Genomic DNA, 16,660 nt, shown 5'->3' on the forward strand with positions numbered 1-16,660 from the left:
TCGTTTGTCACCCAAATTGCGACTGCGGGAGTTTCGGCAATTGCTGCTGCACGGGGATTTTCGGTCTGTATCGTTTTTCATCAGGAGTAGGGCACAGGTCGAACAACTTCTGGCCGATACTCAGGATGTACCAGGTTCCTTAAAGTCTGCTGAGTTGAGTGATCGCAATGTCTTCAAACTCCACCATTGCCGGATTCTCCCGCCTTCGAATTCTTGCACTGCTCGCCGCGTTACTCGTGGCCAGCAACCAGGCCAGCGCGGACGAATTGCCCTGGTCGACAGACATCGAAGGGGCACTGCAACAGGCAGCTTCGACTGGCCGGCCTGTCCTGATGGAATTTACGGCAGAATGGTGCGTCTATTGTAAGCGAATGGAGAAAAACACTTTTACCGATCCTGCTGTGGCGCAGGCGATCCGAAGTTCGTTTATCCCTGTTCGGGTGGATGCAGACCAGTACAAAGATCTGGTCAAGCAACTGCAGATTAAAGGACTCCCCGCGATTCTGGTGGTGGCTCCTGACCTCGCTATTCTGGAACGTATTTCGGGCTTTCAGACTCCCGAAGCACTCATCAAAAAACTGGCTCGGTTTCAGCAACCCCTGAATAGTGCTGCCCCATCTGCTCAATTCGCTTCGGCAAATCCTGCCGCTGCCGCACAGCCAACACACCGCGTTTCCAGTACAAACGGTTTCAATGCGGTCCCGGCCTCTCAGCCGGAGCCTGTGCGTTCGCCGTCCCCACAGCAGTTCGCCGCCCAAACCGCTGCACCGCAGCCACAACAATCGAATAATGAACTGCCCAATTTCGATTTGTTCGCGGGCGTTCCTCAGGCGGAATCAGGTATGCGACCTGGGGTGCCGCAGCCAGCTATTCAGGCTGCCGAGCAACCAAATCCTTTCTCACAGGAAAGCTTCGATGCTTTTGTAGACAGTCAGCAAACCAGCGCTCCGCAGCCGTCGGCCACCGTTAGCGCGAGTGCGGCCACAACACCCGCTCCTCAGAATGCCTTTGAGGATGCGACGTTTCAATGGAATACTCCGGCAGCCAACCCCTCAGCTCAGAATGGCGCAACGGGTACGCTGGCCTCGGACGAACGGGCTCAGGTTTCCGCGAATCCGTTTCAGTTGTCGAGCCAGACCCGTGAGCAGACGGACCGGCTGATACGGCCATCATTTGGGGGTATTTGCCTGGTCAGCGCACTGGATGACCGAGCTATCGTTCAGGGGCAATTGAAGGTTGGGACGGTTTATCGAAACAAGAGAATCGTGTTTCACTCCCCCGAGTACCGGGATCGTTTCCTTGCGAATCCCGAAAAATACTGGCCTATGCTGGACGGTATTTGCAGCGTCACACTCGCACAAAGCGGTAAGCAGATCGAGGGACGCTTTGAGTATGCATCCGTGTTCCGAAATCGGGTCTGGCTGTTCACGAACGAGCAGAACATGAATCTGTTTCTGGAAGAACCGGCTGAAGTTGTCGAAGAGGCGCTTGAGCAGCTGTGATCGACGCAGTTGCTGGTTCTCTGGGCCGGCCGAACTCTTTCTGCCTGCCGCCTGCCGCTGTAAGAATGAGATGCAACCCGACACTTGTGAGGGATAAATTCTCTGGTCTTCAAGGGCCAGCAATCCCCTGACGCATCGGGTTCCTTGTTCGCTGTCTGTTGAAAATCGGGACAGGCACGCTGGACGGTTGTAAGCCGTCAAGTTTTCAGGTCTCCCGCTCGAGCCAGTCCCGGTTTTCAACGGGCTGTCCAGCCCCCATCGACAGTGAGCATGCTACCGGTCATATAGCTGCTGGCGGGACTGGCAAGCAGCAGTGCTGCCCCCTGAATCTCGTTCAGATAGCCCCATCGCTCCAGTGCGACGGCTCCAACGATGGATTTCTTTGCTTCCTCTGTGTCTGCGATGGGAATGTTCATCGGTGTGAGGAAGGGACCCGGACAAATGGCATTGCACGTAATTCCGAAGGGGGCCAGTTCCAGTCCAAGGGCTCTTGTGAGCTGAACAACGGCCCCTTTGCTGGTGGTGTAGGGCGTTCGATTTGAAAGTCCAACAAGCCCAAGAGTACTTGCAAGGTTCACAATACGACCATAACCCCTCGACTTCATATGGGGAATCACAGCTTTGCAGCAGAGCCAGGTGCCATCGACATTGGTTTTTTGCACCTGCTGAAACTGCTCGTAAGTAATCTCTTCAATGCTGCCACGGATGTTGATGCCAGCGCTGTTGATCAATGCGTCAATGCGTCCGAATTGCTTGAGTGTCTGATCAACCATCTCTCGAGCATCTGCCGGCTTTGTCACGTCGGCGGCCAGCGCCAGCGTCTGAACGTCAAATCCACTGGCGATCTCATCAGCAACAGCCTGACCTTCCGTCTGATCCCGGCTGACCAGCACTACGGTGGCTCCGGCAGATGCCAGACCGGCGGCCATCGCTGCACCAAGGCCTTTCGAGCCTCCTGTGATGATGGCAACGTGTTCGTCCAGGCGGAACTGTTTGATGCCCGGCAGAGATTTCAGATCCGTGCTGGTAGGGTTGGTCATGCGCTGACGATTTCTATACAGACGATTTTAAACAAGATGAGTCGGGTGTCAGGATTCCGCTGAAACAGCGGCTTCAGCAGAAACTCGTGGAACATAGCTCGGTTGCAGCAGCAGCTCAATGCCACCGCATCATCACGCGGCTTGTGCGTGGAGATTTTCGGCTTGGAAGGACGGCAGAATCGCATTTGTCACCGGAGAGCTCGGCTTCAGCAAAGCCATGGGACCCGTTGGATGGTTTGCCGATGGACCTGGCAAATACACGTCGTTCTATGGTTCCCTTTCGGATGGCGGAAGCAAATAATAGCATCAGCCATCATCTGACGCCTGCAGCAGTCTGAGGCGATGTCGGTGGAGAACCATTCCATCGCGTTCTTCCGTTTTCCAAAAACAAAGGAGTACTCAATCATGCGCAAGTGGGTTTTGGTAACTGGTGCCGTTGTTCTTCAAATGGCTGCGACCGCACAGGCAGCGGATGTCTGGGGGCTTGACAGAGGCACTCCCGAACTGAAGTCTGCGACCTGTCTGGCGTTTGGGCCGGATGACATTCTTTTTGTCGGCGATGCGAAGGCGGCAACTGTTTACGCAATCGCGACCGGCAACAAGGAAGGTGACGCAGCAAAGGCCCAGATCAACATCCAGGATCTGGATGCCGCATTGTCAGAAACACTTGGCGCTACGACTGTCAAGGTCAACGATGTGGCTGTAAATCCGGATACGGGCTGTGCATTTCTGGCGGTGACGGCCGATGAAAAACCGTGCCTTGTTCAGGTTGATAGTGATGGTAAGCGTCTGACAAGGATGGACCTGAAAGACGTACGATGCGCCAAAGTCGACCTGGCGGATGCACCTGAAGACAAGGTTACCGGGGAGGGGCGTCGTGCGAGGAATAATCGTGGAGATTCCATTACAGACCTCGCTTATTTCGAAGGCAAGCTTCTGGTCTCTGGCTTGAGTTCTTCTCAGTCTCCATCGGCGTTGCGAGAGCTGAATTTTCCTTTCGCTGCTGCTGACAAGGGAATCAGCGTGGAAATCTACCATGCTGCTCACGGACGAAGCGAAGACTATGCCGCGATGCGAACTTTTGTTCCGATGATGATTGATGGCGAGCCTAACATTCTTGGCGCTTATGTCTGCACGCCATTGGTGCGAATTCCTGTGAAGGATTTGTCTGCGGCAGGCGACAAAGTCAAGGCAACCACTGTTGCAGAACTTGGCAATCGCAACCAGCCGCTTGACATGATCACGTACGAAAAGAATGGTCAGGAGTTTCTGTTACTCAGCAATAGTGCTCGCGGTGTCATGAAAATTACGACTGCCGGGCTCCGCAGCAACAAAGGACTGACAGAACCTGTCAAAGGCGGTGGAACGGCCGGACAGAGTTACGAAAGCGTTGACTCCTTCCAGGGAGTTGCTCAGATGGATAAGTTGAACGAGACATCCGCCCTGATCCTCGCTCAGGCAGAAAGCGGTAAGCTTTCTCTGAAAACGATTGCCCTTCCATAAGGCTTGTTTCAGGTCGCAACAGGGACAGCCAGCTTCATTCGGGTCTGCTTCGACAGTTGTCGAAGTGGCCTGACTGAAGCTTTTTTGTTGTTTTGCGCAACGGGGCTGATCCGGGCGGGCGAACCGCCAGGTCGTTGCCTGGTGGAAACACTTGTTGTCGCAAGTCATCAACAGGCGTCTTGGTGTCAAGAACATTGAGCGCAAGACCGTCTACTTCAGAATTGCTGTTGTCTGCTTCCTCGCCGGTTTTCTGTGTGAATGTGTCCCGGCAGAGGGCTGTTGTTCGTCCATCAGGATGAGTTCGCTGTCTGTTTGGGTCCGGTGATGGCATGGGTTGTGCAACGTTCGGCATTGTGGCACTTGTTCGCGATTGATGTTGCGAAATATCACCACACCAAATCTTACCCGTTGCGAGTGAACTGATGCCCATCTTAACTTCGCGCAGATTGTTCTACACGGCTGCGGCCATCGGCCTGTTGATCATTTCGTCACTAAATGCCTCGGGCATGGATGACAAAAGCACGGGCAACCAGCATGGGTTACGACGTGCTTCGTTGCGTGACCGATTGCAGGGGCTTGATTCCGGACTGTGGAAGACCGTTTTCGGCACAAGAAACGAAATATCTGATTCGTCCGATCAGGGCGGCGAAAGTACGGACGCGGATTCCACCGGGGAACCATCTGTTTCGATCGTGCTGCCCAATCCCGAACTGACTGAACAAACCACGGGACTGGCAGACCTGAGTACCGGGCAATTGCCCGCCGTATTAAAGAATGATTCAAACGCGACGGATCGTCTGGTGAACACTGCCATCAATGGCGAATCGGATGGTGGTAGTTCGGACGAGATTCCGATGAATAATCTGGAGATAGCGTCAACAACTCAGATGCAGGCCGATCCATTCGCGAATTATGGCGGGCCTTCGCTCACAACGCTTCTTGTTGCTTTTGTCGCTGTCATCGTTGTTGCAGGTGCGTTACTGTCGCCCAAGAAATGAGTTGTTTGCTACGACGGCACCGGGAAACTGTCCAGCATCGCTCGGATGATCTGACCAGCGCGGTGTCGATGTCCTTCCCGGATAGCACCTTTGCAGACAACACGGTGGGCGAGCACAGGAATGGCGACTTCTTTCACGTCGTCAGGGATAACGAAACTTCGTCCTTCCGCCATGGCGAGGGCCTGAGCAGCACGGTAAAACGTCAATGCCCCGCGGGTGCTGACACCCAGCACCAATTCGCTGTGATTGCGTGTCTTCGTCACCAGGTCGAGCATGTAATCGGCAACGGAATCTTCAACGGTGATGGCGGTGACGTCTTTTTGTAATGCGACCACTTGTTCGGCATCGACGACAGCCTGCAGAGTATCGACAGGCTGCCCTTCACGGTGTTGTGTCAGAATCTGTCGTTCCACGCTGCGTTCCGGGTAGCCCAGATCCAGACACATCATGAATCGGTCCAGTTGGTTTTCGGGCAAAGGATAAGTTCCCTCAAACTCAAACGGATTCTGAGTCGCGATGACTAAGAACGGCGTCCCGAGCTTATGGGTAACCCCTTCTATCGACGCCTGATTTTCACTCATCGCTTCCAGCAATGCGCTTTGAGTCCTGGGTGTCGTACGATTAATTTCGTCTGCAAGCAGGACGTTGGTAAAGACGGGACCGGGTCGGAATTCGAACTCACCAGTCCCTGGTCGGTAGACGTTGGCCCCCAGGATATCACTGGGAAGGAGATCCGGCGTAAACTGCAGACGACTGAACTGACAACCGAGGGTTTTTGCCAGCGCGCGGGCCAGCGACGTTTTTCCGAGCCCCGGCGCATCTTCCAGCAGAATATGGCCACCTGCCAGAAGTGCAACCACCGACAATTTAATCGTCTTTTCCTTGCCGAGTACCGCCGATTCAACATTCGCGCGGATCTTTCCAATCACTTCGTGGCCCACTCGGCTTTCCTCTCACTGATTGAGTTACAATTCTGTTCAAAACCGCTGAAGGGTAGAGTCTGACGGGATAAAGATGAACCCACACCACACTCATCTTTGACAAAGCGACCCACAGTTTTGACAAAGCGACCCACAGCTGCCGATTCCCTTCTGCGATACTCTCATACCTGCCCAACTCGTTGCTGCAGGACTGCAACCTGGTTGATGCAGATTCGACTGCCCGATTCAAATCTTCATGCTACCCTCAGAATTTCAACGCCGCCTTCATAAAAAGCTGGATTCGCTTACGGATGAACACCGTCTGCGCCCGCGCCGAACAGTAATCGCTCAGGATTCTACGACGTGCACTGTCGATGGCCAGATCTGTGTCAATTTTGCCTCCAACGATTATCTTGGCCTGGCGTTCCATCCCGAAACGACTGCCGCATTTGCCGAAGCTGCTGGGACGCAGGCCGGTTCGACAGCCAGCGCACTGGTCGCTGGTCGGACAGACTGGCATTGTCGCCTGGAAACCGAACTGCGCTGCTTTGAAGAGGCCGAAGGAGTCTTATTGTTTCCATCGGGGTTCGCTGCCAATCTCGGTACACTGACAAGTCTTGTCACTGCAAACGACGCGGTCTTCTGTGATCGCGACAATCACGCCAGCATCATCGATGGTTGTCGAGCCGCGGATGGCAGAATGTTTGTCTACCATCGAGACTCTCTTGACCATCTTGCTGCTTCCCTGGAACGCCGCCGAAACGAATACGACCAGCTGTTTATCGTCACGGATACTGTTTTCAGCATGGACGGTGTTCTTGCTCCGCTGCCCCGGTTGTGTGACATTGCGGAATCGACGGGAGCGGTCCTGATCGTTGACGAAGCCCATGGGACCGGCATCTTCGGGAGCCGGGGACAAGGTGTTTGCGAACTCATGGGGGTTCACAACCGTGTCCCCGTTCGCATCGGGACTCTCAGCAAAGCGGTCGGCGCGATGGGAGGATTTGTCGCGGGGGACAGCAACCTGATCGATGTTCTCTGGAATACGGCTCGTACCCAGTTTTTCAGCACGGCATTGCCGCCTGCGGTTTGTGCGGCCGCCGTGGCTTCTCTTCGGGTGATGCGGCGAGATCAGGATCGTCTCCGGCGACTGCACGATCGCTGCCAACTGGCTCGCCAGATTGTTGCGGATCGAGGGCTTGTGAGCATTGATGGCAGCCAGGGGCCAATTGTCCCCATTGTGACAGGGGCTGACGATTTGGCGGTAGAAGCCAGCCAGAAACTCATGAACGCGGGATTCTTCGTTCCGGCGATTCGACCTCCCACCGTGCCAACCGGGACAGCTCGCCTGCGAATGTCCATCAACTGCGAGCATTCTGAGTCTCAAATTGAACAGGCCGTCTCCGAAATCTGCAAAGCTGTGAACTGAGCCGTTCGCGTTTGCTGGAACCCGGCGTCGCGCCAACATACCCTCCGCCCGCCACCGGATTACCTTTCTCCACCGTTGGCTGAAAATCGGACACCTCTTTCAGTTTCGTTTGCCATTGAAACAGTGATTCCACGAAAACAGTGATTCCATGAATACTGATCGTTCGGTGCCAGCTACACTCCTCAGCTCTGATGAAGTTGATTCGACTCTTCGCGCTCGTGCGGCCCGCCGTGACGGCTTTGCGGATCAGTATCCTTTTGAATCCCACTGGTTCGCAACGGAAGGAAATGTGCAGCACTATGTGGACGAAGGCACCGGGCCAGTGCTGTTGATGGTCCACGGAAACCCCACCTGGAGCTTTGCCTGGCGGAGGCTGGTTTCGGAACTGTCACGCGATCATCGTGTCATCGCCATCGACCATCTTGGCTGTGGGTTTTCCGCAAAACCACAGAATCCAGATCTTTACACTCTGGACGGCCACATCCGCCGCCTTGCTTCTCTGGTTGAGGCGCTGGACCTTCAGAAGATCACACTGTTTGGTCATGACTGGGGTGGAGCCATCGGGATGGGATGTGCAGGTCGACTGGCCAGTCGGTTCAAACAGTTCGTGCTGATGAATACCGGGGCATTTCGAAGTCAGGCGATCCCATTTCGTATTTCTCTTTGCCGAATTCCGCTTCTCGGGCAAATCGGAGATCAGGCGTTCAATCTGTTTGCCCGGGCTGCTTTGACGATGGCGGTGGAGAGGCCACTGGAATCGCAGGCCCGCGCTGGAATGATTGCTCCGTATGATTCCTGGGCGAATCGAATTGCTGTGCATCAGTTTGTGCAGGACATTCCGCTCCATTCTTCTCATCGAAGCTACAGGACGCTGCTGGAAGTTGAGAACGGTTTAATGCAATTCGCCAGACATCCCATGTTGTTGATTTGGGGGATGAAGGACTGGTGTTTTACGCCGGCGTTCTACGATGAATTCCGCGAACGATTCCCGGACGCAGAGACGATGCCCATCGACGATGCGGGGCACTATGTTTTCGAAGACGCCTACGAACAAATGCTGCCACGTATCCGGACCTTTCTGGGAAGGTAGACTGTCGTTCCACAGGACAACAATCACTTCGATTTCTGGTGCCGTCTGTTTTGCGTCTGCATGGTGTGGTGAGTGGCTGTCGGGGCGGCGACGAGTACCGCATCGATGAATCTGCACCCTGCGTAAACGCTGATGTTGCTGTGCCACTCCGGTTTCCGGCTTGCGGTGTGAACTCACTGCGAAAATTGGTAACGCAAAAATCCACACTGTGTTGACGCGGCCTCCCCTGCCTTGTCCAATGCGGTTTCCCTCCAGCAGCGAAGGCTGATTTCGACAGTCTTCGCCCGTTCACAGGAACCCGCCCTGATGAAGTCTCGCCCTCGTGTCCTGGTTGCCGCGATCTTTCACGAAACGCATACGTTTCTGGAAGGCGTTACAAAGTGGTCGGATTTTCAGGTGATGATCGGGCAGCAAATGCTGTCGATTGCCGGCGACAGCAGTCCACTTGGAGGCGCGTTAGAGGCTGGTGATGAACTGGGTTGGGAGATTTGTCCTGCGCTGGCGGCGACGGCGTCCCCGAGCGCAATTGTTTCGGACGAAGTGTATCAGCTTTATCTGCAGCGTCTGTTGATGGCTCTGGAGATGCACCGGCAGCAGGGACCACTGGATGCTGTCTTTCTGGTGCTGCACGGGGCCATGGTTTGCGAATCGATTGAAGATGTCGAAGGGCAATTGCTGGAAGACCTCGCCGCGCATCTTGGACCGTTAGAGCTCCCTGTATTTGGTGTTTACGATCTGCATGCGAATTTCACGCAGCGAATGGCGCAATTTGCCGACTGTCTGGTGGCCTATCGTCAGAATCCTCATGCTGACGCGCGTGAATCTGCTGTCCGCGCGGTTCGATTGCTCGACGATTGTCTGAAAAGCAAGACCAGGCCTCGCATGCTGTTGTCTCAACCCAGCCTGATGTGGCCGCCCACGGGGACAGGAACAGCAACCGAGCCAATGGCGTCTCTGCTGGAAAAGGCTCGGCATCTGCAGCTTCGTTACCCGGAATTTCTCGAAGTCAATGTCAATGCGGGCTTCAGCTTTGCGGACACGCCTGAAACCGGAGTCAGTTTTTCGATTGCAACAACCGGCGACGATGCCTCCGCAGAATCAGCCCTGCAGGAATTGACCCAGATGGCTGTTGAGCTTGCAGAAAAAGGAAATGTCCTGGAACGACCCGTTGATAATGTGTTGGCAGAACTCCCCCGGGATCAAGCCGGTTTATTGGTTGTTGTCGAACCGTCGGACAATATCGGCGGCGGAGCTCCCGGCGATTGCACCGGCTTGCTGCGGGCATTTCTCAGGCACGGTTTCAGGAACACGGCCATCTGCATCAATGATCCGGAGGTTGTGGGTGCGTTACAAAAGCATACAACGGGAGATCAGATTCGGATCCAGCTGGGCGGTAAAGGAAGTCAACTTGATCCGGGCCCGGTCGAGCTGGAGGTGGTGCTGGTGAGCCTGCATGCGGGGAAATTTGAACTGGTGGACAAGCAAAGCCACCTCGCTTCGATGGTTGGCGATTTCTTCGATATGGGCGACTGTGCCGTTATCAGAGTGGAAGGTATTACCATCCTGGTCACGAGCAATAAGACACCGCCGATGGATCTTGGTCAATGGCTGCACGTGGGCCTGGATCCGTCCCGGTTCTCATTCGTTGGCGTCAAGGCTGCTGTCGCTCATCGAAAAGCGTGGGACACAATATCTGTGGGAAACGTCTGGGTCGGCACACCAGGGCCATGTTCGAGTGATCTGGCACAGTTGCCTTACCGCAGGATTCGACGGCCCATTTTTCCGTTAGACGACTGTCTGAAACCAGACTGTCTGAAGTCTGACTGATTCTTGCGGGACCACCCGATTGGTTTCACGCAACAGCCCAATCATTCGTCCCTTGGCTGCCGCAACTTATTCAACAACCAGTTTACGACGAACCGCAACCGAGGCACTGTTCTATGTCCGGCGACTCTAACGACAATCAGGTGCCGAGTCCGTATGTCTCTCCCCTGCCATCGGATCCTTCCACGCGGCCCACAGTGGTGCGTTATCAGATCGTTGCGATCAGTGTTCTGATGGCTTTTATTCTGTACCTCGATCGCATCTGTCTGGGAGAGATCGTAAAAACGGATGCCTTTATTGAAGACATGAATCTTCCGCCGGAAGAGGCGAAGAGTCGGATCGGCAGTATTCTGGGAGCCTTCTTTTTTACCTACGCCCTTTTTCAGGTGCCGGCAGGATGGATGAGTGATCGGCTGGGGGCGAGGAAGGTTCTGGCATTCTATATCTTCCTCTGGTCGCTGCTGACAGGTCTCACAGGATTTGTGGCGGGGACAGCCGGATTGTTGGTCATGCGTCTGGGTGTGGGTGTCGCTCAGGCTGGCGCGTACCCGACGAGCAGTGCGATTGTGCGACGCTGGGTACCACTGAATGGCCGGGGTCTGGCGAGTTCCCTTGTGTCATTTGGTGGCCGCCTCGGTGGAGCAGCCGCACCCTATCTGACCATGTTCTTGATTTTAACTGTCGGCGGGTGGCGGCAGACTCTCTGGATATATGGCGGGGCAGGGATCGGCATTTCGCTGATCTATTTCCTGGTGGTTCGGGATCGACCGTCCGAACATGGCTCATGCAACGAAGCGGAGAAGAATCTGATCGGTCAACCAGTGGATGATCGCAAACCGGAACTGAGTGATGTTCTGAAGATGATTCTGGCGTTTTGCAGAAGTCGTAGTCTCTGGCTGAATTCACTGGGCCAGTTCTGCATCAACGTCGGCTGGGCTTTTCTGATCACCTGGCTTCCGACGTATTTGAAGGAAGTACACAAAGTGTCGGACGCGGAAGGCGCAAAAATGGTGTCGATCGTGCTTTCGACCGGTATGCTGGGGCAGTTAATCGGCGGGCGGGCAACGGACTGGAGCGTTCGGCGATTTGGACTTCGTTTTGGTCGTGTTCTACCGATCACAGTGGCTAATTTTGTCGCCGGAGGGGCGTATCTGATGTGTATGACGCTCGATTCGCCGTGGGCCATTGTCGCGTGCTGCTCCATGGTTTCAATGATGACCGATGTCGGTAATCCATCCATTTGGGCATTCATGCAGGATGTGGGTGGGCGCAATACGGGGGCCATCTTCGGATGGGCAAACATGTGGGGAAATTTTGGTGCAGCAGCCAGCGCGAAAATGGTGCCATTGTTAGTGGCAGCCGGTGCTGCTAACGGATCTGGCCAGAATCTGGTCTTCATCGCCTGTGCAAGTGCATTCTTTATTGCAGGAACTGCCGCATTGGGAATGGACGCGACGAAGCCACTAAAAGCGACCTCCGGCGATTAATTGCACACAACGTCCGCTGAATAGAAAACTTGTTTCAACGATTGTGAATCGGTAGCCTTTGTCCGCAGCAAGCGAGATTCAAGACACCCGGACTGCCGCACCTGTCTGTTGCAGAAAAGGCGTCCATGTAACGACCTCGGGAAGTTAGTCCCCCCATGAATTCACCGAAGAATGTTTTTGAGTTTGACCAGCAAGGGAATGTCCTGGTTGTCACACCGAATGGGCCATTCATGGAATTCCGCGACAATGATATTCGCAATGCCTACAACGATGCCTACCGACTCTTGTGTGCAGAAGACGTGAAGCACCTGCTGATCGATTTTTCTCGTCTGGATTATTTTGGTTCTACCTTTGTAGGAATACTGATTCGGCTGTCAAAGAAAGTTCGTGGCGATGGAGGTGAGGCGTATCTCTGCCATCTGACCGACAACATGCGACAGATGATGAAAACTTTGATGTTGCTTGAAAACACGAAGACAGACTTCTTCTGGCGGCAGTGTGGGTCTCTGGAAGAAGGCCTGGCTTCGCTGAAATGACAGCCTGCGGGTCAGCCAGGTCAGACTGTTTTCCAGCCCATAACTGTTTGCAGGGCTCCATTCCGCAGATGGGCTGCAGCCGCTCTTATGGCATCACGTTTTCTGTTCGCGCCGGGCAATCAGAATTGCCGGCAATAACAGCAGATCGCCGACCAGAGCCAGCAGGAGCAGAGTGACCATCAGGATCGCAAAGCGACTGGTAGGTACAAAATCACTGAATGAGAAGATGAACAGGCCCAGCCCGCACGAGACAGATGTCTGTATCATGGCAGCGCCGCAGTGCTGCAGGGCGTAAAGTGTGGCGTGTTTTCGATCGTAACCTTGTGCGGAACCGCGACGAAAAAACGTGAGGAAATGAAGTGTGTCGTCGACGGCCACTCCGAGGGCCACACTTGCTGTCATGACGGAGCCAATATCCAGCGGCTGATTCAGCCATCCCATCATTCCAAACGCAACAACAATAGGAAAGACATTTGAAACCATGGCGACGAGACCATTGATGATTCCTGCTTCGACGATTGTCATGGTCAGAGTAATAACCGCCAGTGCCGACAGCAGACTAGAGAACAGGTCCTTTAGTAACCGCCCCTGAATCTCGTGTACGAGCGGCATGATGCCGGATGTCGAAACCGAGACCGAAGAATACTTGTCGGCATTCTGGATCAGGAATTCCTGCGATGCCTGATCTACCTCCCGCAACAGTTGACCGTAATCGACCGGATGAAGTGCGCTTGTGCGGGCCGTCATTCGCCAGTATTCGCCGTTTTCGTCAACCCGAAGCATGTCCGCCTGCTGGAATCCGGCTTTCGACAAAGCGATGGCACGGTTCAGAGCATTGATGCGCATGACTCGTGGAAGATTGCTTTCTTCCGGGATGGGAGGGAAGAAGGCCAGTGCAGAGGTTGTGCGCGAGAGTGATGGCCGTTTTGAAAGGGATCGATCAATTTCGTATAACAATTCCATACGCTGGCGGTCGTGCAGCCTGCAGTCTTTTTGAAATGTGACCAGGATTTCGATGGGAACCAGCGGTCCGATATGATCTTCGAGCCATTGGTAATCCTGCAGAATTCGGCTGTCGCCTGGAAACAGCGTCTCAACACGGATTGAGGTTTTCACACGCGGCAGACCACAGGCACAGATGATCATGAACAGAATCAGAATGACCAAAGGTAACCGTGTTCGCTGAAGCAGACCGGCCAGAAATCGCCATGCGTCTGTGTGTTGTTTTGTCTGATCATGGGCAGTCTCCAAACGTGCAGATGCTGTGTTCAGGCTCGAAGTTCTCTTCACGGGAAACAGCAGCAGCAATCCCGGGACGAGTGTGAGTACAACGGCGGCGGTGAGAATGACTCCGATAGTCGCATAGATGCCGAACTGTCGAATGGGGGTCAATTCGCTGACGATCAGAGAAGCACTGCCCATTGCGGTTGTGAGAGCAGAAAGCACACAGGGAAGCCAGCCCTTTTGAATTGCGGCTATAGCCGGGGAAGATGGATGGGTTTCGCTGGCAAGTGATTCGAAGTAATAGTTGGACAGATGAATTCCGCCCGCGACGGCAAGGACCTGAATCAGTGGCGGAAGAATAATCAACAGGGCCGACAGGGTTTCGCCGGTGTAGTAGATCACTGCCAAAGTTGCTCCCTGGCAGAACGTTGCACATCCAAACACAATCAGTGCCGCACGAAATGACCGAAGCGACAGCCAGCAGAGCAGCATGATCATCAGTGACGAAGGGGCTGCGAATGTCGCGAGAGATTTTTGCGAGGCTTCATCAACCGTGAGTCCGTCAATGACCGGCCCGGCAAGCTTCAGCTCGGACTCTGCCTGACCTGTGATGCTGGTGCAGATTGTTTTGAGTTCAGCGACCAGTTCGGCACGGTGCCGAAGTCCTTCTTTTGTGACCGTGACAATCAGGCAGGTCGTCAATCCGTCCGGCCCGATCAGGAAACCCTGCATTCTCTGGACCGCAACATCCGCGGGAATGGCTCGTTGAGACGAAGGCGAGTCTATTGCGTCGGAATCAGAATCGATCACACCGGACACAGATGAAGAACGACCGGTTCCGCCCCTGGTCATTTGGAGGAGAGTTTCTCGTCCGCTCAGTACAGAATATATCCAGGGTTTGGGGTCTGCATTATGCAATGCGGATTCGCTGCGCAGCTGTGCGAGAAGTTCGTCGAGAACGGGGTTCTTCCAGGTGCAGCCTTTCCAACTGAGCACGACGACATCACCGGGGCCAAACTGTTCCACGAACGCATCGTATTTCATTCGAGGTGCGAATGAATGCCCCACCCAGTCCAGCGGTGAATTGTTGTTTGATTGCAGTGCCTGGCTGGCGCCATAAACGACAAAGGGAACAAGGATGCCCGTATAAATCAGGAGCAGGCGCAATCTTGCAGTCAACGCAGGAGCCAGCTGTGTGTTCATGACGCGCGACGCCATGCGATGGCTTCGTCATTCCCGATCTGATCTTCCGTTTCCGCATTCCCAGCTTGCGATGCATTTTCAGAATCACTGCACGCTTCCGCAAACGAGAGTATTCTGCAGGAGGGATTGGTGAGTGAGTTGCTGGCCGGCATGGTGTTGGCTGCCGTCTGCCGGCGCCCGAGAGCTGCCAGGGGAAAGAAGGGGTAGCCAGGGACGTCTTCACAATATGTCTGGTACGATCGGCCCAGATAGAACTCGAGTCGCCGATCTTTGAGCACACTGCCGACAAAGATGTAGATGGTCCATGTGCCGGTTAGCAGAGCATGGTCGAAGGACATCCGGGGAGTAAACCAAATCAGCCCAAGGAAACTCAGGTAAACGGGATGCCGAAGTATGAGGTACAGGCTGGTTGGCACAAAATCGCGTCGTGGTTGTCGGGTTCCGTTCCACCAATGCATCCATTGTGTCCAGCCTGTCTGATAACCGAGTCCCGTAAGACTGATACTGTAAAGAAGTGAGATCCATGACAACAGAAATGCCGCAAGCATGAGATTGGCCGGGAGCCCGGACAGATCCCAGATCAAATGGGGAGTGGATTTCCAGAATCCAAACATCAGCATCAGACTCGCGCAGGTCGCCAGACAGAAGAAGGCTCCATAGAACTCCGGGGATATCCATTTACGGAGGCGATTCCGTGTAAACGGGTGAAGCAGGATGCTGTGCGGAATTGCGAACTGCAAAGCCAGCAGGGCATCAGTCAGAACCCAATGACTGCTGTCTCTGAATGCGCCAAATCGCAGAAACGAAAACAGATAGACAACGGTCAGGGCAAACACGGCCTGGGTACCGACGCCAACGACGAGCCCGACGGTTCTCTGCCATTGCTGCCCGTCCCCTGTCCTGTCAACGGAAGGGTTTTTCAGCAGATCAGGGTGTCCTGTCAGCTCGTTCGGTTCCTTCCGGGCTGCGGGGCGCATCTGTTCGTCAGGGCCCGTTTCCGCTGGTTCTGGTGTTGGTAGCTGATTGTTGATGGAAAGATGATTCAAGAACGGATCACCTGATCACAGGGACGATTGTTTTTCGGCGATGAAGCATCCGTACTTCATCGCTCTCGTCTGATAGGCATCCAGAATCGTCTGGAACCGATCAAGAAAAATAAGCTGGCCCCGATCTACGATTTTGGCAACCGATCGCATGGCTGTCCTGTTCACTCGGTCACGGCAGATTTCCCAGGTGCGGTACACCTGATCGGTCCAGTCGAAGACCTTCGTAACGGTGAGACCTGAATCGCTCAGCCATTGCACATAGTCTGCTTCATTGCCAAGAGATGGACAAAAGAAGCCTTCGCAGACATCGTAGACTTGTTGTCGTCCCACGTCGGTCAGCGGATCATCGCCAGCAAGCCACGCGCAAATTCCAACCCGTCCGTCGGGGCGCAACCAGTTCGTCATTCTCCTGAAGAAAGCTGGCTTGTCGAACAGATGTTCGGTGCACTCAATGCTCCAGGCAACATCGAAAGAGTTGTCTGCGAATTCCACAGTCTCAGCATCGTGGCAAATAAATTTTGTACGACTGGAGGTCCGATGCCATCGGGATGACAGGGATGCCCAGTTTCGCTGAAAGGGGCTGAGGGTCACGCCGGTCACACGGCACTGGTGGTGTTTTGCCAGATGGATCGAGGATCCTCCCATGCCACATCCAATGTCGATCACGTCTGACTGATCGCGAATGTCGATCTCTTGAATCATTCTTTCTGTAAGCTGCCGGGCCGCAATATCAGGTGCTTCGTCTGCTTCCCACAGACCGTGGTGAATGTGTTGTCCCCACAGCAGTCTGTAGAACAACGTCGAAACGTTGTAATGGGAACGGATAACCTTCTTCTGGACATCAGGGCACGAGATCAT

General features: G+C 54.4%; 13 protein-coding genes. 8 read left to right on the forward strand and 5 right to left on the reverse strand.

Going from position 1 to position 16,660, the window contains the following annotated elements:
* Nucleotides 1-167: 167 nt before the first annotated feature.
* Nucleotides 168-1,502, forward strand: a complete 1,335-nt coding sequence (locus R3C20_21935; GenBank protein ID MEZ6043166.1) for a thioredoxin family protein — start codon at nt 168-170, stop codon at nt 1,500-1,502.
* A 236-nt stretch (nt 1,503-1,738) separates the two neighbouring features.
* On the opposite strand, the gene R3C20_21940 is transcribed toward R3C20_21935, so the two are convergent.
* A complete protein-coding gene (locus tag R3C20_21940) occupies nt 1,739-2,542 on the reverse strand; it encodes an SDR family NAD(P)-dependent oxidoreductase (protein ID MEZ6043167.1) in 804 nt (267 codons plus the stop codon).
* A gap of 405 nt (nt 2,543-2,947) precedes the next feature.
* Between R3C20_21940 and R3C20_21945 the strand changes: the two genes are divergently transcribed.
* Nucleotides 2,948-4,045 carry a hypothetical protein gene (locus tag R3C20_21945; protein MEZ6043168.1) on the forward strand — a complete coding sequence of 366 codons (1,098 nt, stop codon included), beginning with the start codon at nt 2,948-2,950 and terminating at the stop codon, nt 4,043-4,045.
* 422 nt (nt 4,046-4,467) lie between these two features.
* The gene (locus R3C20_21950; GenBank protein ID MEZ6043169.1) at nt 4,468-5,043 is read left to right on the forward strand and encodes a hypothetical protein; all 576 of its coding nucleotides are present in this window, start codon (nt 4,468-4,470) and stop codon (nt 5,041-5,043) included.
* Nucleotides 5,044-5,051: 8 nt separating this feature from the next.
* Here R3C20_21950 and R3C20_21955 read toward each other — a convergent pair whose 3' ends face one another.
* Nucleotides 5,052-5,984 (reverse strand): MoxR family ATPase, encoded by a 933-nt coding sequence (locus tag R3C20_21955; protein ID MEZ6043170.1) that lies wholly within the window; start codon nt 5,982-5,984, stop codon nt 5,052-5,054.
* 235 nt (nt 5,985-6,219) lie between these two features.
* On the opposite strand from R3C20_21955, the gene R3C20_21960 reads away from it, so the two are divergent.
* The 5 genes from R3C20_21960 to R3C20_21980 all read left to right on the forward strand — a co-directional run bounded on the left by R3C20_21960 (nt 6,220) and on the right by R3C20_21980 (nt 12,329).
* Nucleotides 6,220-7,392, forward strand: coding sequence for an aminotransferase class I/II-fold pyridoxal phosphate-dependent enzyme (locus R3C20_21960; protein MEZ6043171.1), 1,173 nt, complete (start codon nt 6,220-6,222; stop codon nt 7,390-7,392).
* A 148-nt stretch (nt 7,393-7,540) separates the two neighbouring features.
* Entirely contained in the window at nt 7,541-8,482 is a 942-nt protein-coding gene (locus R3C20_21965) for an alpha/beta fold hydrolase (protein ID MEZ6043172.1), read from the forward strand.
* A gap of 306 nt (nt 8,483-8,788) precedes the next feature.
* Nucleotides 8,789-10,309: a M81 family metallopeptidase gene (locus R3C20_21970; protein MEZ6043173.1), complete on the forward strand. Its 1,521-nt coding sequence runs from the start codon at nt 8,789-8,791 to the stop codon at nt 10,307-10,309.
* A gap of 113 nt (nt 10,310-10,422) precedes the next feature.
* Nucleotides 10,423-11,793: an MFS transporter gene (locus tag R3C20_21975; protein MEZ6043174.1), complete on the forward strand. Its 1,371-nt coding sequence runs from the start codon at nt 10,423-10,425 to the stop codon at nt 11,791-11,793.
* Between the two features lie 155 nt (nt 11,794-11,948).
* On the forward strand, nt 11,949-12,329 hold the full coding sequence (locus R3C20_21980; GenBank protein MEZ6043175.1) for an STAS domain-containing protein: 381 nt from the start codon (nt 11,949-11,951) through the stop codon (nt 12,327-12,329).
* A 93-nt stretch (nt 12,330-12,422) separates the two neighbouring features.
* Here R3C20_21980 and R3C20_21985 read toward each other — a convergent pair whose 3' ends face one another.
* Genes R3C20_21985 through R3C20_21995 form a run of 3 tightly spaced genes read right to left on the reverse strand, consistent with a single transcriptional unit; the run spans nt 12,423 to nt 16,660 of the window.
* Nucleotides 12,423-14,771 (reverse strand): MMPL family transporter, encoded by a 2,349-nt coding sequence (locus R3C20_21985; protein MEZ6043176.1) that lies wholly within the window; start codon nt 14,769-14,771, stop codon nt 12,423-12,425.
* On the reverse strand, nt 14,753-15,802 hold the full coding sequence (locus R3C20_21990; protein MEZ6043177.1) for a hypothetical protein: 1,050 nt from the start codon (nt 15,800-15,802) through the stop codon (nt 14,753-14,755). Before R3C20_21990 ends, R3C20_21985 begins: the two co-directional genes overlap by 19 nt.
* Nucleotides 15,803-15,817: 15 nt before the next feature.
* Complete coding sequence (locus R3C20_21995) at nt 15,818-16,660, reverse strand: methyltransferase domain-containing protein (GenBank protein ID MEZ6043178.1); 843 nt, start codon at nt 16,658-16,660, stop codon at nt 15,818-15,820.

Source organism: Planctomycetaceae bacterium, from assembly GCA_041398825.1.
GTDB lineage: Bacteria > Planctomycetota > Planctomycetia > Planctomycetales > Planctomycetaceae > F1-80-MAGs062.